We start from the raw sequence: 18237 nt of genomic DNA on the forward strand, positions 1-18237 counted from the left end.
CCTTTTTGTGGGCGGGATTCCTGGGTGCTGCCAATGAGTGAGGGACTGAGAGGTTCAAAGGCTCATCGGAACGCAGCATCGGGTACAACGGCAGGCGAGATCAGCAGCTCCCAGCCGCCCGGCGGGGGCGGAAGGTCACAGAAGGCTGCATAGAGCGGCTGAGCCGGAGCCGAAGCCAGTATGGCCGGGACGGCGGGCAGGATGCAGTGCCCGGACACCGTGGTGCAGGGGACGAACCGCAGGCCGAGTTCGGGCGGCGGCAGGGTGGAAGGGGCCGCGAAGTAAGCGGATAAGTAGGTGTGCAGCGGGCCGGGCAGGGCGTTCTGCACGGCGGCAAAGCGCACGAGTACGACTTCCCGGCCTGAAAGCGGCTCCTGCACCGAGAAACCGGTGTCGCAGAAGGCCCGGAGTGGGAGGGATGCGCTGCCAATTTGCAGAGTGACGGGAAACGTCTGCCCGCCGTTCCGGCCCAGAAACCGCAGGATGCCCTGCACAGCCAGATACACGCCTCCGGCACAGGCCAGCAGCAGCCCCGGCGAGAGGGGAAGGTAGATGCTGAAATTGTTGGCCTGTGCGCCGGGCAGGAGCACGGCTCCTGTCAGCGCAAAATGAAGGGCTGCGAACCATGCCAGAAGCCGCAGAAAACACCGCCCGCCCGGAAACCCATAGCCAAGCAGGACGATGCCGACCCCGGAGGCCAGCTGATACCCGACTGACACCGGCCACGGCAGGGCAGGGGCCAGCAGGATGAGGGAGGCTGCCGCCCCGGCCAGCGCCCCGCCTACGACCCGCCCGCCCGACGTGCTCACGCCGCACAACAGGCCCGCCGCCAGCAGAAACAGCGCGGTCGTGAGAAAATTGACCAGCAGAAGAACATCGAGATAGATCACGGCCCGGATAAGCCCCGCCCCCTTTTGGGAGATTATAGCAGGAGGAGGACGAAAAATTTGCAGGAAACGGGGGAGCTGTCTGCGAAGCAGACTGAGAGGTTCATTCCCAATGCCTCTCCCTTTGGGAGAGCTGGCGCGTACCGCCTGAAAGCTTTTTTCATAAATTTTCGAAAAAGACTTGCAAAATATAGGCAAAAGAGGTATAATCCTACTCGCAGCAGCTTTTACCGCTGTAAAGCTCTGGATATATGCCTCTTTAGCTCAGTCGGTTAGAGCACCTGACTGTTAATCAGGGTGTCGCCTGTTCGAGTCAGGCAAGAGGCGCCAACAAATCGGCGGCGGGGATCACACCTGCCGCCTTTTTCATGGATGCAGGCTGTAACTATTTTGTGACATTTTTCACATTTTCTTCAAAATTAACGGTTTCTTAAAAAATGTCCTCTTGAAGAAGCTGTCAGATTGTGGTATACTGCATCTAAGCTTTAGGAAGTTTCCTGAAGCGTTTGGTAGATCAAAGGGTAGGCGCTCCCTTCTTTTTGATAGCAGCTTGGCCTCTGCTTTGCCCTGGTTCTCCGCAGGGCAGGGCAAAGCAGAGGGCTATGTGCTGCTTTTGATGGAGCGTGACAGAACCTTTTCTCCTGCGTCAAAATCTGCATCCTGTCTGCTGTCTGCGTGATGCGTACAAAGTCTTACTTGTACATTTCCGCACAATGTGCTAGAATATGGAAGGCAGTTTTGAATATTAGAACACAGAGAAGAGATCGTTTCCGAAGGTTGTCGGTCTCTTGTAAAGGAAACATCTATGCGTTATACCTATGTGCGGCAGCACGACACGACCGACTGTGCAGCTGCCAGTCTCGCAATGGTGTGCCTCCATTACAAAAAGGAAATCACCATCACCCGCTTACGCGATATGATGGGAACCGACATGAAGGGCACGAACCTCGTGGGCCTGCAGAAAGCCGCCAATGAGCTTGGCTTCAACACGGCCGCCGTCCGAGTGGACCGCGAGAATTTTCTGAGTGATTTCACACTTCCCTGCATTGCGCAGGTCATCACCGACCAGGGTCTGACCCACTTTGTGGTCATCTTCAAGAAGACCACGATCAAGGACGATGATGCCCGCCGCAAGCATGTGTTGAAGGAAGAAGAAAAAAAGGCTGACACTTCCAAGAAGTACAAGTGCAAGGATTACGTCGTCATCGGCGACCCTGCCAAGGACCTCGAAAAGATCAGCCTGGACGACTTCTATAAAAACTTCACCGGCGTTCTGCTGCTGATGAACCCCACATCGGAGTTCAAGGGCGGCAAGGCAAAGAAAGCTGGCACCAGCATCAACGGCACCAGCACCGATGCAAACGCCAAGGGGGATAAGAACACCGGCAAATACCACATGCTCAAGCGGTATGTCGACCTGCTCTGGCCCCAGAAAAAACTTTTTCTTTATGCAATCCTCTGTTCGGTGATCCTTACGGTCATCGGCATCGTCTCCACAGTGTTCAACAAAGCACTGATGGATGAAGTGCTTCCGTATGGGTTGAAGAACTTACTCGTCACCCTGATCCTCGTGTTCAGCGTGGTCAACCTCACGAGCAACCTGCTCAGCACGGTTCGCCAGTGGATCTTGATCTTCCTGTCCATCCGGATCGACATTCCGCTGATGCTGGGCTACTTCGAGCATGTGTACAAACTGCCGATGAAGTTCTTCGCAACGCGGAAGACCGGTGAAATCACCACCCGTTACTCCGATGCAAGCACCATCAAATCGGTCCTGACCAACATCGCGATGACCATCGTGATGGACGTGGTGATGGCCGTAGGCGTTGGCATCGTGCTGTTCCGGATGAACTCCTCGCTGTTCTCGCTCACCCTGTTCAGCACCGCGCTGAGCCTGCTCCTCGTCATCATCTTCAAGCAGCCGTACAAGCGGATCAATGAAGAGACGATGCAGCAGTCCGCAATGTTGAACAGCCGGATGATCGAGAGCCTGCGCGGCATTGAGACCATCAAGTGCAATGCCTGCGAAGACCGCGAGCTGGAAGCTCTGGAACGCGAGTACATCAAGAGCCTGAAGATCAGCCTCCGATCCAGCAAGATCAGCACCGGCCAGTCTCTGGTGTCGATGGTGATCTCTACCCTGCTGAATATGGTGACCACTTACGTGGGCATCATGCAGGTGTTGAATGGTGAGCTGACACTGGGCGGCTATATGGCATTCACCACGCTGTCTGGTTACTTTACTTCTCCGGTGAGCGACCTGATCTCGATGCAGATGTCGATTCAGGAAGCCGATATCTCCATGAAGCGCCTGACCGAGATCATGGATTATGAATCCGAGCAGGCCGAAGATGAAGAGCACACCGAGATGGAACAGATCGAAGGCGACATCGAATTCAAAGATGTCACGTTCCGATATGGCAACCGCAGCCCCGCGCTGAATCACATCTCCTTCACCATCCCGCAGGGACAGAAGGTGGCGCTGGTCGGCAGCAGCGGCAGCGGCAAATCGACCATCACCAAACTCCTGCTCAAGTATTATGAGCCGGAGAGCGGCGAGATTGATGTGAACGGTATCAACCTCGATGAGTATACCAACGCATCGGTACGTCGTGCGATCTCTTACGTCCCGCAGAATGTCGAGCTGTTCAGCAAGACTCTGTTTGAGAATATCCGGATCTCGCGTCCGGAAGCCACCCTTGAACAGGTCAAGGACGCCGCCAAGAAGGCAGATGCACATGAGTTCATCCGCAAGCTGCCGCTGCAGTACAACACCTATCTGGAGGAAGCCGGCAACGGCTTGTCCGGTGGTGAGAAGCAGCGCATTGCCCTGGCTCGTGCCTTCCTGAAGGACTCGAACCTCTACATTCTGGACGAATCGACCAGCAGCCTGGACTTTGGCACAGAGAATACCATTTTTGATATGATCTACAACCAGCTGGCTGATAAGTCGATGCTCATCGTGGCACACCGCCTGTCCACTGTTCGTGACTGCGACCAGATCCTGGTCATGGATCACGGTGAGATCGTGGAGCGCGGCACACACGATGAACTGCTGGCAAAACAGGGCAAGTATTACGAGCTTTGGAACTTGCAGCAGGGCATCTTCCGCCGCAAGAAGGAAGAGCCGAAACCCGTTGCTCACGCTGCAGTGGTCGAGGAAGACGACGATGGCGGCGAGGCGATCACTTATTAAGTTGCAATCGAGTGCGCACTCGATTACATAAAAATGGCTTTGGATGGTTGCGCAGCCTGAAGAAGTCTTAAATTCGATTCAATCATTTGAAGGGAGTAATTCATTATGATGATGCCTGCAAACTACTCTGTTATCGCAGAGAACGAGATGACCTATGTTGTTGGTGGTGGCGTGATCGAGGCTATCGGCGCTGTTACCGCTCCGATCTGGACTGCTGCTAACGTCAAGACCTTCAACACCAACATTGTTACCCTGGTGGGCAACGCTTTTGTTGACAACTTCGTCCACGGCACCGTTGGCTATGTCTTCTCTGAGGGCGCTTCTTGGAAGGGCCTGGGCGAGAGCCTGAAGGGCACCTTCGTTGCTAAGAATGGCCAGGCTGGTGAGACCTTCGCTAAGGTTCTGGGCAACGTTGCTGCTATCTACAACCTGGGCAACGCTACCGTTGCTAACAAGGCTGGCGACGTTAAGCTGTTCAAGTCCACTCCTTCCGCTAAGTACACCTTTAAGGATGCGGATGGCAATGTCGTTGGCTCTATTTGGTAATTAACCAAGCCTGAATAGGTAGAGTATTTCATTTGCACCGCCCTACATTGTAGGCGGGGCTGATGATAATGCCTCGTAATGGTGTGCCAGGAGGCGTAAGCCTTCTGGCACACCTTATTTTTATAAGGTCACTTATTATATCCCCTTGAAAAGCGTGGATGCAGACGGTCTGTCTGCGGCACCGGAGGAGTGTAATAGGTGATCGTGTGTGGAAAAAATTTGGGCCTCGTAGGAAAAGGGAGAGCGAACCCTCTCAGTCAAAGCCTGCGGCTTTGCCAGCTCTCCCAAAGGGAGAGCTTTTGGACGGAGTGAGAAACCTCACGGCACCGAAAAAACCTCTCCCCTTGGGAGAGGTGGCATTGCGAAGCAATGACGGAGAGGGCAAGGACGCTTGCGGGAGGCGAGCCCTCTCAGTCAAAGCCTAGCGGCTTTGCCAGCTCTCCCAAAGGGAGAGCTTTAAGACGGAGCGAAAAACCTCACGGCACCGAAAAACCTCTCCCCTTGGGAGAGGTGGCATTGCGAAGCAATGACGGAGAGGGTGAGGACGCTGGCGGGAGGCGAGCCCTCTCAGTCAAAGCCTAGCGGCTTTGCCAGCTCTCCCAAAGGGAGAGCTTTAAGACGGAGTGAGAAACCTCACGGCACCGAAAAAAACTCTCCCCTTGGGAGAGGTGGCATTGCGAAGCAATGACGGAGAGGGTGAGGACGCTGGCGGGAGGCGAACCCTCTCAGTCAAAGCCTGCGGCTTTGCCAGCTCTCCCAAAGGGAGAGCTTTTGGACGGAGTGAGAAACCTCACGGCACCGAAAAACCTCTCCCCTTGGGAGAGGTGGCATTGCGAAGCGATGACGGAGAGGGCAAGGCCGTCAGCAAGAAGAAAGGCGTTTTCCATGAAGGAGACGACGGTTGTTAAGAACTACAAAATGCTGCCCACGGCCCGAAGGCTGCGCCGCGAAATGACACCGCAGGAAAAGACCCTTTGGTATCAATTTTTGCGTACCTATCCTATAAAAATCTACAAACAGCGGATCATAGAGTCCTTTGTGGTAGATTTTTACTGCGCCCAAGCGCGATTGGTGATTGAATTGGACGGCGCACAGCATTATACTGAACAGGGGAAGGCTTATGACCAGGAGCGAAGCCAGATCCTGCGGGAGTATGGGCTGTATGTGCTGCGCTTTTCAAACCGGGAGATCGAAACGCAATTCCCAGAAGTGTGCCAGAAGATCCGCCAGACCATAGAAGCCAGACGCTGATATTTTCCATAGACGATGACCTATTGCAAAATCTAAAGAAACAGGTGGACGATACCATGAGAGAAATTCAAGTTGCAGAACACAAGACCCTGAAGCTGACCAATGTGCTGTCGCGCAAGGTGGAAGTTGAGGATATGGGCAATCTGGCCATTGTGCTGACCCAGATGCAGAACTTTATCCGCAGCCATGACGCCATGCCGGTTGGCCCCATCGTGCAGTGCGTGAAGATGCGCAAGGGCCCCAACCCCACGGCGGAGATCTACTTCATGCAGCAGGTCAACCAGCTGATCCCCCGGCTGGACCCCGGCTACCAGATGGACGCTCTGCTGCGGGTGCGCAACTGCCTGTATGCCCACTACACCGGCCCCATGAGCTACAGCAACCTCGCCAGCCAGAAACTGGATATCTATGCGTTCGAGCATGAGATCGAGACGACCGGCGATTCGTACACCGTCTATGTCAATCAGGACGACGACAACGGTGTGCTCGACGTCTTTATGGAGACCAAGTGATTATGACGACCATTCAGAACCTTTCCGACCTGCAGGATCGCCGCATCATGATGGAAAAGCGTGTGCCGCCCTTTGGCTACGCGATGATCCTTCTGGTGGCGGGCCTGCTGGTCTTCCTGACCATCTGGAGCACCCAGAACTACCGCACCTACGTCAGCCAATCGGCCGGCACGGTGCAGGCAAGCAACAAGACCTATATCATGTCCAGCTATTCCGGCTCCATCACCGAGCTCAACATCTCGGAGGGCAGCTATGTCAACGAGGGCGACCTCATCGCCCATGTCAAGAGCACCGACATCGACATGCAGCAGGACAGCTACAAGAGCCAGCTGGAGATCTATCAGAAGCAGAAGGCGCAGTACGAAAAGCTGCTGAAGTCCATTCAGGACGACACGAACTATTTCAGCGAGACCGACCTGGACGACCAGCCCTACTATTACCAGTACGAGAGCTACAAGAGCCAGGTGCAGCAGAAGGCTTTTGACGCTTCGCCCTATCAGGCGGCGGGCTACTCCGACGAGCAGATCAAGGCCCTGATGGAGCAGAACCAGAGCGAGATCGAGGCGCTGTACTACTCTACGCTGCAGTCCATCACCAGCAATCTGACCAGTGTGCAGACCAACATCGACAACATTCAGGCCCAGCTGGATACGCTGGCAAGCGGCGCGAACGATTACTACATCTATGCGCCCACGTCCGGCGTCATCCACATGGACACCCCCTATAAGGTGGGTATGGTGCTGAGCGCCGGTTCGGCACTGGCCACCGTGGCCAGCGAGAACAGCGATCAGGAGATCGTGGCGGCCCTGACCGTCAGCGACCGACCGCTCATCAACGTGGGCGACCCCTGCAAGATCGCCATCACCGGCCTGTCGGAGTATTCCTACGGCAACCTGACCGGCACGGTGACTTCCATTGACAGCGACGTGACCTCCACTGAGGCCGGCTCGTACTACAAGATGACCATCAAGCCCAACAGCACCTACGTGGTGAGCAACAGCGGCGACAAGGTCGATCTGGCCAACGGCATGAGCGTGACCGCCCGTGTCGAGTACGACAAGCTGACTTACTTTGAATATGTCATGGAGGCCCTGGGCGTTTTGTTCCGTTAAACAGCGTCCGCAAACTCAACGCCCAAAGAGGTACGATAGAATGAAACTGAACCTGAAACAGCTGGCCGTAAGCGCCGCCCTGCTGGGCCTGCTGGCCGCAGGCGCAGCGCTGCCCGCAGCCGCAGCCAGCCCCATTTCTGCCCCGGCTGCCATCACCTTCCCGTGGAGCCCTGTGGCGGCCGAGAGCGTGGAAACAGGGGACTATGCCCCCACCATGACCGTTGGCACGGCCCAGCAGCTTTCGCCGGTGGTCCAGCCGCAGAAAGCCGCCAGCCGCAACGGCGTGAGCTACGTTTCCGATAACCCGAACATCGTTTCGGTCGGGGAGGACGGCGTGGCGCAGGCGGTGGGTCTGGGCACGGCGAACATCACGGCCACCTGTGGCGATGTCAGCTGCACCTACACCATCACCACCCAGCCCGACAGCTCGATGATCGCGACCGAGATGGACATCACGCTGGCGTCCAGCACCATTGCCGTGGGCGACACCACGTCGCTCTCGCTGGCGGTGCTGCCCACCACGGCAGCAAATTATATCAGTGTCTCGCTGAGCTCCTCCGACCCCGGTGTGGCCACTGTGAACAACTTCGGCAAAGTGACCGGTGTGGCCCCCGGCAAGGCGACCATCACGGCCACCGCTGGGGATGTGACCTGCTCGGCAACCGTGACCGTCGTGGCGGCCTCCTCCAGCTCGGCGTCCACCGGCCCGGTGGAGTCCATCTCCCTGAATACGAACTACATGGTGCTCAAGCCGGGCGCTTCCGGCACCATCACCGGCTCGGTGGCCCCCTCTTCGGCCTCCCAGAAGCTGACCTTTACCAGCAAGGATAAGAAGATCGCCACCGTGAACGGAAGCGGTGTCGTGACCGGTGTTGCCACCGGCGCGACCTCCATCATCGTTTCCAACGGCAAGGTCTCTTCGTCGGTGACGGTCATCGTCAACCGCACGGCGTCTGCGTCCAGCAGCGGCACGGACAGCACCGGGGAGGGGACGGCTCCGGCGGAGACCGACCCCATCGTGGCCTCCATTGAGAATGCGGCCTCCGATACCATCTCCTACCCGCAGAGTCAGGTCCCGGTGTTGACCACCGCGATGCTGAACGCCCTGCGCACCACGGGCCGCACCCTCGTGCTGGAAGCGGAGGACTACACCCTGACCGTGGACGGCTCCACCATCCGCAACACCACCAGCGAGGTGAACACCGCGCTGACCTTTGCGCCCGACGAGTACGGCCTGCGCTTCACCCTGAACGAGGGCGAGGCCATGCCCTGCGGCGTGACCATCACCATGACCGGCGAAAATGCCGGGTACAGCCGCCTGTACCTGCACAACACCGTGAGCGGGAAGTGGCAGTTCCTCAACAGCTACAAGGACGGCGTGGCACATGCCGACGTGGCGGGCGAGTATCTGCTGACCAACCAGAATCTGCGCTTCACCAGCATCAACTGGACCTTCTTCATCGGTGCAGGCATCCTTGTGGTGGCCTGCCTCATCGCGTACGTCGCGGTCAAGAAGCGGTACTGGTTCTGGTAATTCCGCAGGGAATCAAAACAGAAAACGCAAAAAGCGATGGCCGTTTCGGGCCATCGCTTTTTTGCGTTGGAGAGTTTTGCTTTATAGTTTGAAATACCCCGCCGGTTCATCGTCCTGGCTGCGGTGCTCCATCAAAAAGGTATCGAGCCAGCGGCCATGGCAGTCCCGCGCAATGCGCTCGCGGCGGCCCACCAGGCGGAACCCGCATTTCAGGTGCAGACCTTTGGACGCTGCGTTGTCCTGCAAGACGGTGGATTGCAGCGTCCAGTAACCGGCCGCTTCGGCCTGCTGGCAAAGGGTGGTGAGCAGGTGATACCCCAGCCCCCGGCCCCGGAACCGTTCGCCGATGTAGATGCTGACCTCGGCCACGCCACGGTAGCACCAGCGGGGGTCGACCCGGTGCAGGGCCGTCCAGCCTGCCAGGACGCCATCGTCCTCCACCACAAGGCGGCATTCTTTGATGTGGGAGGCATCCCACGCGGGATAGGGCGGGCAGTCGGTCTGGAAGGTGGCGTGCTCGGTGGCGATGCCTTCCAGATAGATCTTGGATACTGCCGGCCAATCTTCCGGCGTCATGGGCCGGACTGTGATCTCATTCATACGTTCCTCTGAACGGAGCCGCAATGCTCCGCGATTCCTCAAAAATTCTTCCGATTCTTTCAGTATAGCAGACTTTCCGGCAAAGTACAATGTTTTTAGCCGGAAACTGCACACCTGCCCGGCAGTTGGCCGCCGGGTGCGGTGGCTTTGGGCAGGAGGTGGTCTTTTTTTATCCGAGATACCTTTTCGAAAACGGTCGGTTGTGCTACAATAGAAGAAAATTCTGGCTGCTTTCGCTCGTGCAGAGCGTGATGACAGCCCGGTTGGAGGAGACGTGCGCTCCGGGCCGGGGCAGCGTAAAGGAGAGTGCCGATGAAAAACATCCTGAGACGGCTGGCCGTGCTGTTCTGCCTGATGCTGGCACTGGCCCTGCCCGCCTTTGCCGAAGGGGAAAAGGGCGAAGCCAACATCACCTCGCAGACCACGATGAAGGAACTGCGCGAAAACCCCAGCATCAAGGGGTCGGGCATTTACACCTATGTATATGTCTGGGAGCGGGATTGTGGACTGCTGAAAAGCAGCAAAGACAACGATACGATGCTGGATGTGATCGGAAAAGAATCCATCAACAGCTGTGTGGCTGGGATGAACTTTCTGATCGACACGTATAATACAGGAACACAAATTACGTACAAACTCTATATGCCGGAAGAAATTGCAGAGGACAAGACGCGCGACCATGCGGAACTCTATTATTTCCCGGCAGATAAGCCCAATGCAAAATATGCGGTCGTGCTTTCGGGCAACGCTCTGTTTTACAGCGGCGAGATGCGGGGCGGTGTTTCCACTGCATGGGAACTGCATCAAAAAGGATATGCGGTATTTGCACTTCGGTATCGGATCGGAAGTGAAGCAAAGGACAACGCACCGATTCAGGACCTTGGCCGTGCGATTCAACTGATTACAGCCAACGCAGAAAAATTCGGGGTCCAGACGGAAGATTATGCGCTGCTGGGATATTCTTCCGGTGGTCAGATTGCGGGCGTATTCTGCGGGCAAGAAGTGGGATATCCTCGTTACAATGTGCCTCGGCCCGGCGTACTGCTGTTGGCGTATCCGATCAATAATTTCTATGAAGCAAAACCGATTTACCGTTGGCTGATCGATACGTATTCGGAAGATCTGCGTTACTACGATTATAATATTTCCGGCTGTGTGACACCGGATTTTCCGCCAACATATTTCTGGTATGGGTTGAATGACATTTTGTTGATGGCCTTCAATTATTATGAGCAGGGCCCGGCACTTCAAAAAGCACTGGCGAGAAATGGTGTTCCGTACCACGAAAGTGTGTACAAACGTGCGTTCCACGGTATTGGCATAGCAGAGGGAACGGATGCAGAAGGCTGGCTCAACGATGTCGCCGCCTTCTGGGAAGAGCAGACCGCGCAGGCGCAGCAGCCTGCCGCATAAGGATCAAGAAAGGAAGCGTTGTAGGATGAAGAACTGGAACGAGACGTTCCGCAGCCTGAATGTGGGCCTGCCGGACGATGTGGAGCGGCTGAAAGCCGCCGGGTATTATCAGGAGGCCATCGAGCGGATCGACGCCTATCTGGCCGAGGACTGGACGGTGACTCAGAACAGCCCCCGCAGCCAGGGCGCGGAACCGGTGGGAGAGGAGCTGCCCCAGAACCCCACGCCCCACGGTGTGGAGGCCCTGCGGGACGCGATGCTGGCCCAGCGGGAGATGATGCGCCGCATCCCGGCAGAATACTGCTACACCGAGGACGAAGCCGTGGCCCGGATGCAGGGAATGGTGCGGGACTTCACGCGTGAGGAGTTCCGGCTTCTCGTGAAGGAGGGCCGGGTGGACTGGCGGTTCGTGGAAGGGGAGAAGCACTACCTCGACCGCTTTGCCGAAACGCTGCTGGCGACCCGTGCCGACCTCGCCGCCCGCCAGATCGACCCGCCTGCCCCCGGCACTTCGGCGCGGGAGTTCCGCAACCGCCAGCATGAGCAGATGGAGCGGGACGGCCAGGCAAGCGCCCGTATCACCCTGAAGACCAGCGTTGGCATGTCGGACGAAGCCTTTGCCGCTGCACTGGCCGAGGCGAAGGCGGAGGGGCGGAACAGTGTGCATGTCCGCGCCTGGCTGCCCATCCCGGCCGCCTGCCTTTCCCAGAGCGAGATCGAGCTGCTGGACTGCACCGAGCCGCCTGCCCGCATCGCGGACGAGAACGCGCCCCAGCGGACGGTCTTCTGGGAGACAGACCTCACCGAGAACCGCCGCTTCGGGGTGGAGTACCGCTACCGGACCACGGCCGTCTACACAAATCCGATGGACATCCGGCCGGATGCACAGCAGCCGACCTTTGACACCGGCGAGGAAGCGCCGCACATCGTCTTCACGCCCTATCTGCGGGCGCTGGCCCACCAGCTGACCGACGGCATCACCGACCCGGCGGAAAAGGCAAAACGCATCTACGATTACGTCACCTTGAACGTGCGCTACCACTATCAGCCCGCCTACTTTGTGCAGGAGTGCCTGCCCGACCAGTGCGCCCGGAACCGCCGGGGCGACTGCGGCATCATGGCGCTGACCTTCATCACCCTCTGCCGTCTGGTGGGCATCCCGGCCCAGTGGCAGAGCGGCCTGTCCGTCTCGCTCACAGGTGTGGGCTGCCACGACTGGGCGATGTTCTACATCGCGCCCAAGGGCTGGATGTATGCGGACTGCTCGTTCGGCGCGTCGATGGCGCGGCAGGGCGATGAGAGGATGCGCCGCCACTACTTTGGCAGTCTGGACACCGGGCGGATGGTGGCGAACCGCGCCTTTGAGGCCCCCTTCGACCCACCCATGACCGGCTTCCGCTCCGACCCCTACGACAACCAGTCCGGCGAATGCGAGGTGGACGGCGTGGGCCTGTATGGCGATGCCCTTGACACCCGCAAGGAACTTGTGAACTACGAATTACTGTAAAAAACACCGGGCCCTGCCTTCTGCGGGACCCGGATTTTGATGATAGGAGAAAACCATCCATGGAATATCTGGCAGGACTTTACACCCTTCTGCTGGTCGCCATCTGCCTGGAACTGGCCGTGGTGCTCTGGCGCACCGGCAAAAAGCAGGGCAGCGTACCGGATCACGACGAGCTCAAGCGCTGGATGCAGCAGCAGCTGGATGCGCAGGCTAAGGAGTTTGCGGCCAGGCAGTCGGCCCTCGCCGAGCAGAATCACACCGCCCTGCGCAGCGTCAGTGAGACGCTGCAGACTGCGGTGCAGAACATGAGCACGACGCTGGCACAGGGGCAGGACAGCCAGCAGCAGCTTCTGGAACGCCGTCTGCGTTCGCTGGAAGCATCCAACACCCAGAAGCTGGAAGAGCTGCGCCGGAGCATAGCCGAGAGCATGACCGCCCTGCAGGCCGAGAACAACCGCAAACTGGATGAGATCCGCCACACCGTCGATGAACAGTTGCAGGATACCCTGCAAAAGCGGGTGAGCGAGAGCTTCAAGGCCGTCAACGAGCAGCTGGAACAGGTGTATAAGGGGCTGGGCGAGATGCAGAATCTTGCCGCCGACGTCGGCGGGCTGAAGCAGGTGCTCTCCGGCGTCAAGACTCGCGGCATCCTCGGCGAGATCCAGCTGGGGGCCATTCTGGAAGAGATCCTTGCCCCGGAACAGTACGAGACCAACGTGGCCACCATCCCCGGCAGCAGCCAGCGGGTGGAATATGCCGTCAAGATGCCGGGCGTGGACGGCAGCACGGTCTGGCTGCCCATCGACTCGAAATTCCCCGGCGACACCTACGCCCATTTGCAGGATGCACAGGCTTCCGGCGATGCGCAGGCGGTGGAGAATGCCCGCCACGCGCTGGAGCTTGTGCTGCGCAGCGAGGCAAAGGACATCCGCGAAAAGTACGTGGAACCGCCCTATACGACGACGTTCGGCATCCTGTTCCTGCCGTTTGAGGGCCTGTATGCCGAGGTGGTCAATGCTGGATTGCTGGAAGTGCTGCAGCGGGACTATCAGGTGAATGTGGCCGGCCCAAGCACTATGGCGGCCCTGCTGAACAGTTTGCAGATGGGCTTCAAGACGCTGGCGATCCAGAAGCGGTCGGGTGAGGTCTGGCAGCTGCTCGGTGCCGTGAAGACCGAGTTCGACAAGTTCGGGCAGGGGCTCTCCAAAATGCAGCAGCGCCTCCGCCAGACCGACGAAGAGCTTGACAACCTCATCGGGGTGCGCAGCCGCGCCATCAGCCGGAAACTGCGCAGCGTCCAGAGCCTCGATGAGGCCGCAGCGGCCACCCTGCTGGAGCTGGACGCTCCGCTCCGTCCGCTTTCCGGCGGGCAGCTCCCCCAGAGCGGGAGCCAGTGGCAGGACGGCGAACTCTGAGCTGGGCGAAAAAGCAGAAGGTGACGGAGAGGGGAAAGCCTGAATTTAAGCGGTGAAAAATGAAACCATCCGATGGATTATAGCAGTTTGCGTTTTTAATGCACAAGCAACATCCGCAAACTGCATATCGCAAAGATGCCGTTTTGATTGGCACTATTTTTGAAAATTGCGATAATGCGAAAGGCGGTGTAATGACCGCCTTGATGGGCGGCGATGGACGGATGCGATAAGCCGCAGCCAAAAACAAAAGGCCGCTGTGCCGGAGAAGTGCTCTGCGGTACAGCGGCCTTTTGCAATTTACTCGCACCCGTATAGACGAAAATATTGCTTGCTGGGTCGCTTTTCGTCCGGGGCGGAGTCCGGGGCGCTGCCGCTGCCGGAGTTCAGGATCGCCACGAACTGCTGCAGCTGCTTGAGGGAGCTGACACCCAGTTTGTCGTAGATGTTCTTGTTGTGGAAGCGCAGGGTGCTGTCCTTGATGTCCAGCTGCTCCACGATCTCCCTGGAGCGCAGCCCGGCGGCGTAGCCGTCAAAGATGCGGCGTTCGGTCTTGGTCAGGGTGGGGATGCCCGCCACGAAGGTCTGGAAGGCATCGGGCACCGACTCGTTGCGGCACACGTCTGCCAGCCGGGAAAGCTCGGTCTGCATCTGCTGGCGCTCTATCTGCAGCTCGTCCATCCGCCGCCGGGACTCCCGCCGGTCTTCCTCAAGCTGCCGGAACGCAGGCGAAAGGATGTGCCGGTGGAAGTAGATGCAGCAGAATACTACAAAAGACGAGCATTTCGACAACGCCCGCATGGAGCATATTTACCCCAACGCCAAAAAAGTGACCAAGGCAGAATAAATCCCATATTTACCCTTGCGCTTTTGCTGGAAAACAGGTATAATATTCTCTGGATAAAAGGGAGTAAGGGGCGTACTTTAGTTGAAAAACGGGTGCGCTGTGCTGCAGCGACACCCCCGGCAGAAATGCCCGATGCAGTACCGGATGCTTGAGACTTTTATCACATTTTCCCGTTTTGGGCTGGATGTGATAAAGGTCTTTTTTTGTGCCTCTGCCGCTATTATTAAAAAGGAGAGATATTATGCTGATCCCTGTTCTGTTATTTATCGTGGGTCTGCTGTGCCTGATCAAGGGCGGCGACTGGTTTGTGGACGGTGCCACCGGCATCGCCCGCCGCTTCCATGTGCCGGAGCTGCTCATCGGTGCCACGGTGGTGTCCATCGGTACCACCCTGCCGGAGGTCATGGTGTCCACCACCTCTGCCCTCACCGGTCACGGCGAGATCGCCTACGGCAACGCCATCGGCTCGGTCATCTGCAACGCTGCACTGATCGCCGCCATCACCATTGCGGTGCGCCCGGGCAAGGTTGACCCCAAGAGCCTGCGCACCCCGGTGGCCTTCTTCTTTGTGGCTGCCGCTTTCTATGCCGGTGTGGCCTACACCACCGGATCCTTCACTCGCCCGGTGGGCCTGATCCTGCTGGCCATGTTCGTGGCTTACATCGTGTGCAACGTGCTGGCTATGAAAAATGCCCCCGCCCCGGAAGAGGAAGAGCAGGCTGAGGAAGGCTCCTTTGCCAAGGAGTTGGGGCTGCTGGCCATCGGCGCAGTGCTCATTGCTGTGGGCGCTGACCTGCTGGTGGACAACGGCACCCTCATCGCACAGGCGCTGGGCGTGCCGGAGTCGGTCATTGCGCTGACCTTTGTGGCACTGGGCACCTCGCTACCGGAGCTGGTCACCGCCATCACCTCGCTGGCCAAGGGTCACGGCGCGCTGTCGCTGGGCAACGTCATCGGTGCAAACGTGTTCAATCTAGTGCTGGTCAGCGGCGTGTCTGTCACGCTGGCACCCTTCAGCATCCCGCAGAACTCCACCATCGCAGGCATGAACGCCTCGCTGGTGATGGATATCCCGGTCATGTTTGCCGTGATGCTGCTGCTCACCCTGCCCGCTCTGATCAAGGGCAAGCTGAGCCGCCCGCAGGGCATTGCACTGCTGTGCATCTATGCCGCCTTCTGCGCCGTGCAGTTCAGCATCTGATCTGTTGTAAACGTAAAATATTTAAGGCTGCTGCACAGGGCTTTGTGCAGCAGCCTTTTTATGTGGGATGATTTTGAATGCGCTCCGCGACATCTTCCCCCGGAGCGGGTGGAAGTCTTTCCTCAAAGGGAGAGCCAAGAGCACTGCCGATTGGGAGAGCGGACACGGGAGCGCCTGAGAGGGCGAGGCAAAACCCTGACGGCTTTGCCTGAGAGGGTAAAAAAGTGGGTCAGAAGCGCCCACAGGCGTTTCTGACCCACAAATAGAACGATATTTTTGTTTTACAGCTGGCAGGCGGTATCGTAGCCGGTGCGGATGGCGTTGGAGATATCCGCAGCCTTGCCGGCGGCATCGCCAATGGAATACACCGGGATGCTGGCAGCTTCCAGCGCAGCAGCGTCAAATTCGTTGGAGCGTGCGCCCATAGCCAGCACGATGTAATCGCAGGGGATGGTCACCTCTGCGCCGTCCTTGTTCTCGCAGACGACGGCGTCCATGCGGAACTCCTTGACCTTGTGGCTGGGGTACTGCTCCACGCCGTAGGTCTTATAGTTTTCCAGCAGGGTGGGCAGAATGGTAGTGCTCTCGCCTGCGGCGATCTTGTCCATCATCTCGATAACGGACACCTTGCAGCCGCGGGCAGCCAGATACTCTGCGGTCTCGCAGCCCACCATGCCGCCGCCGATGACGGCAACCGTGCCGTACACCTGCTGCTCACCGGCCAGAACCTTCCATGCATCGGCCACGTTCACGCTGTCGATGCCGGGGATGCGGGGTGCGGCGCTGTGTGCGCCCACAGCGTTGATGACGGCCTCGAAACCGGCATCCTTCAGCTGCTCTGCGGTGCGGGTCTGACCCATGCACAGGTGCACACCGGCGTTGCAGACCGCGTGGATCAGGTCCTGTGCGGCGCGGCGCATCTCCTCCTTGCGGGGAGGTACGCAGGCAATGTTCAGCTGGCCGCCCAGAGTGGTGGTCTTTTCAAACAGGGTCACGTCATGGCCGCGCAGTGCTGCCACACGGGCGGCTTCCAGACCGGCAGGGCCGCCGCCGAGGACGGCGATCTTCTTTTTCTGCGCTGCGGGCTGGATGCTGCGGGTGTTCTCGTAGCCGTTCTCCGCGTTCAGCACGCAGGAGAGGAACTGACGGTTCTGGATGGCATCGGTGCAGCCCTTGTTGCAGCTGATGCAGCGGCGGATATCGCAGGCCTTCCCGGCAGCGATCTTGGTGCCCCAGTCGGGGTCTGCCAGCAGCGGGCGACCCATGGCAACTATGTCGGCCATGCCGCTCTCGATGACACGCGCAGCCATTTCGGCATCCACGATACGACCCACGGCGCTGACCGGCACATGGACGGCCTTTTTGATGTCCCCGGCGATTTTGACGAAGAAGCCGTAGGGCTGTACGCCCATGGGAGGAATGGTGTCGGCCATGTTGCCGGTGTGGTTGGCCTGCGCAACGTGGAACATATCCACGCCGTCCTCTACCAGCCACTGGGCAAACTGCACGGCGTCGGCTTCGTCAATGCCGCCCTTGCCGCGCTGCGGGGTGACGATGGACAGCTTGTAGTCGATGACCATATCCGGCACAGCCTTGCGGATGGCGCGGGTCAGCATGCGGGCAAAGCGGACGCGGTTCTCCAGACTGCCGCCGAACTTATCGGTGCGGTGGTTCATGCGGGTGGAGCACAGGCAGCCGTTCAGGCGGTCGCCGTGGATCTGGATGACGTCCACACCGGCCTTCTGTGCACGCACTGCGCAGGCGCACATCTTATCGATGATGGCCATCAGCATCTCCTCGCTGACCTCATCGGTGAAGAACATCATGTCGTGATGCAGGCGCTGACGCATCTCATCAAACTTTTTCTGCATAAACAGACTGTTGATGGCGTCTACGTCGTACTCCGGGTGGAAGAGCTGGACGCCCAGCTTGGTGCCGTAGGCGTGTACGCTGTCGGCCAGTGCCTTGAAGGCAGGGATCTGGCTGTCGTCAAACAGCTTGGGGGTGGGAGAAAAGCTGTTGATGGGTGCCACATCGCCCAGAACGATGTAACCCACACCGCCCTTTGCCAGACGGGTGTAGAAGCCCATGTCCTGCTCGCTGATCATGCCGTTTTTCTCGTAGCCGGTGGTCAGCGGGGGGAACATGATGCGGTTCTTAAAGGTCTGTCCGCCCACCTCGATGGGCTGCAGAATCACGTTTTGCATACGAAAACCTCC

14 protein-coding genes and 1 tRNA gene are annotated in these 18237 nt (G+C 58.4%); 11 read left to right on the top strand and 4 right to left on the bottom strand.

What is annotated here, in order from left to right; translation table 11 throughout:
• Positions 1-62: 62 nt before the first annotated feature.
• The gene (locus I5P96_RS05810; protein WP_223383555.1) at positions 63-890 is read right to left on the bottom strand and encodes a sigma-E processing peptidase SpoIIGA; all 828 of its coding nucleotides are present in this window, start codon (positions 888-890) and stop codon (positions 63-65) included.
• Positions 891-1140: 250 nt separating this feature from the next.
• On the opposite strand from I5P96_RS05810, the gene I5P96_RS05815 reads away from it, so the two are divergent.
• The 7 genes from I5P96_RS05815 to I5P96_RS05845 all read left to right on the top strand — a co-directional run bounded on the left by I5P96_RS05815 (position 1141) and on the right by I5P96_RS05845 (position 9038).
• A tRNA-Asn gene (locus tag I5P96_RS05815) sits at positions 1141-1217 on the top strand.
• 475 nt (positions 1218-1692) lie between these two features.
• Positions 1693-4083, top strand: a complete 2391-nt coding sequence (locus tag I5P96_RS05820; RefSeq protein ID WP_223383556.1) for a peptidase domain-containing ABC transporter — start codon at positions 1693-1695, stop codon at positions 4081-4083.
• 105 nt (positions 4084-4188) lie between these two features.
• Entirely contained in the window at positions 4189-4629 is a 441-nt protein-coding gene (locus I5P96_RS05825) for a hypothetical protein (protein WP_097793411.1), read from the top strand.
• A gap of 885 nt (positions 4630-5514) precedes the next feature.
• On the top strand, positions 5515-5880 hold the full coding sequence (locus I5P96_RS05830; RefSeq protein WP_223383557.1) for an endonuclease domain-containing protein: 366 nt from the start codon (positions 5515-5517) through the stop codon (positions 5878-5880).
• 56 nt (positions 5881-5936) lie between these two features.
• On the top strand, positions 5937-6392 hold the full coding sequence (locus I5P96_RS05835) for a hypothetical protein (protein ID WP_097793412.1): 456 nt from the start codon (positions 5937-5939) through the stop codon (positions 6390-6392).
• A gap of 2 nt (positions 6393-6394) precedes the next feature.
• Positions 6395-7504: an HlyD family secretion protein gene (locus tag I5P96_RS05840; protein ID WP_223383558.1), complete on the top strand. Its 1110-nt coding sequence runs from the start codon at positions 6395-6397 to the stop codon at positions 7502-7504.
• Between the two features lie 40 nt (positions 7505-7544).
• Complete coding sequence (locus I5P96_RS05845; protein ID WP_223383559.1) at positions 7545-9038, top strand: Ig-like domain-containing protein; 1494 nt, start codon at positions 7545-7547, stop codon at positions 9036-9038.
• Between the two features lie 81 nt (positions 9039-9119).
• Here I5P96_RS05845 and I5P96_RS05850 read toward each other — a convergent pair whose 3' ends face one another.
• Positions 9120-9638, bottom strand: coding sequence for a GNAT family N-acetyltransferase (locus I5P96_RS05850; protein ID WP_223383560.1), 519 nt, complete (start codon positions 9636-9638; stop codon positions 9120-9122).
• A gap of 312 nt (positions 9639-9950) precedes the next feature.
• Here I5P96_RS05850 and I5P96_RS05855 point away from each other — a divergent pair, with 312 nt between their 5' ends.
• From I5P96_RS05855 to rmuC, 3 genes are read left to right on the top strand one after another with little or no spacing between them, the layout of a single operon-like run.
• A complete protein-coding gene (locus I5P96_RS05855) occupies positions 9951-11051 on the top strand; it encodes an alpha/beta hydrolase (RefSeq protein WP_223383561.1) in 1101 nt (366 codons plus the stop codon).
• Between the two features lie 25 nt (positions 11052-11076).
• Positions 11077-12558 (top strand): transglutaminase-like domain-containing protein, encoded by a 1482-nt coding sequence (locus tag I5P96_RS05860; RefSeq protein WP_223383562.1) that lies wholly within the window; start codon positions 11077-11079, stop codon positions 12556-12558.
• A 59-nt stretch (positions 12559-12617) separates the two neighbouring features.
• Positions 12618-13973, top strand: coding sequence for a DNA recombination protein RmuC (rmuC, locus tag I5P96_RS05865; RefSeq protein WP_223383563.1), 1356 nt, complete (start codon positions 12618-12620; stop codon positions 13971-13973).
• 297 nt (positions 13974-14270) lie between these two features.
• Here the strand turns inward: rmuC and I5P96_RS05870 are convergent, their stop codons facing one another.
• A complete protein-coding gene (locus I5P96_RS05870) occupies positions 14271-14651 on the bottom strand; it encodes a helix-turn-helix transcriptional regulator (protein ID WP_223383564.1) in 381 nt (126 codons plus the stop codon).
• Positions 14652-15058: 407 nt separating this feature from the next.
• Between I5P96_RS05870 and I5P96_RS05875 the strand changes: the two genes are divergently transcribed.
• Complete coding sequence (locus I5P96_RS05875) at positions 15059-16018, top strand: calcium/sodium antiporter (protein WP_112147770.1); 960 nt, start codon at positions 15059-15061, stop codon at positions 16016-16018.
• A gap of 281 nt (positions 16019-16299) precedes the next feature.
• On the opposite strand, the gene bilR is transcribed toward I5P96_RS05875, so the two are convergent.
• A complete protein-coding gene (gene bilR, locus I5P96_RS05880; RefSeq protein ID WP_223383565.1) occupies positions 16300-18225 on the bottom strand; it encodes a bilirubin reductase, long form in 1926 nt (641 codons plus the stop codon).
• Positions 18226-18237 lie beyond the last annotated feature (12 nt).

This window comes from Faecalibacterium prausnitzii (assembly GCF_019967995.1).
In the GTDB taxonomy this organism is placed as follows: domain Bacteria; phylum Bacillota; class Clostridia; order Oscillospirales; family Ruminococcaceae; genus Faecalibacterium; species Faecalibacterium prausnitzii_E.

Bases quoted from the DNA above. Each gene is read 5' to 3' on its own strand.
- I5P96_RS05845 (WP_223383559.1), top strand. From the start codon at position 7,545: ATGAAACTGAACCTGAAACAGCTGGCCGTAAGCGCCGCCCTGCTGGGC.
- rmuC (WP_223383563.1), top strand. From the start codon at position 12,618: ATGGAATATCTGGCAGGACTTTACACCCTTCTGCTGGTCGCCATCTGC.
- I5P96_RS05825 (WP_097793411.1), top strand. From the start codon at position 4,189: ATGATGATGCCTGCAAACTACTCTGTTATCGCAGAGAACGAGATGACC.
- I5P96_RS05875 (WP_112147770.1), top strand. From the start codon at position 15,059: ATGCTGATCCCTGTTCTGTTATTTATCGTGGGTCTGCTGTGCCTGATC.
- I5P96_RS05860 (WP_223383562.1), top strand. From the start codon at position 11,077: ATGAAGAACTGGAACGAGACGTTCCGCAGCCTGAATGTGGGCCTGCCG.
- I5P96_RS05870 (WP_223383564.1), bottom strand. From the start codon at position 14,651: ATGGACGAGCTGCAGATAGAGCGCCAGCAGATGCAGACCGAGCTTTCC.
- I5P96_RS05835 (WP_097793412.1), top strand. From the start codon at position 5,937: ATGAGAGAAATTCAAGTTGCAGAACACAAGACCCTGAAGCTGACCAAT.
- I5P96_RS05840 (WP_223383558.1), top strand. From the start codon at position 6,395: ATGACGACCATTCAGAACCTTTCCGACCTGCAGGATCGCCGCATCATG.
- I5P96_RS05820 (WP_223383556.1), top strand. From the start codon at position 1,693: ATGCGTTATACCTATGTGCGGCAGCACGACACGACCGACTGTGCAGCT.
- I5P96_RS05855 (WP_223383561.1), top strand. From the start codon at position 9,951: ATGAAAAACATCCTGAGACGGCTGGCCGTGCTGTTCTGCCTGATGCTG.
- bilR (WP_223383565.1), bottom strand. From the start codon at position 18,225: ATGCAAAACGTGATTCTGCAGCCCATCGAGGTGGGCGGACAGACCTTT.
- I5P96_RS05850 (WP_223383560.1), bottom strand. From the start codon at position 9,638: ATGAATGAGATCACAGTCCGGCCCATGACGCCGGAAGATTGGCCGGCA.
- I5P96_RS05830 (WP_223383557.1), top strand. From the start codon at position 5,515: ATGAAGGAGACGACGGTTGTTAAGAACTACAAAATGCTGCCCACGGCC.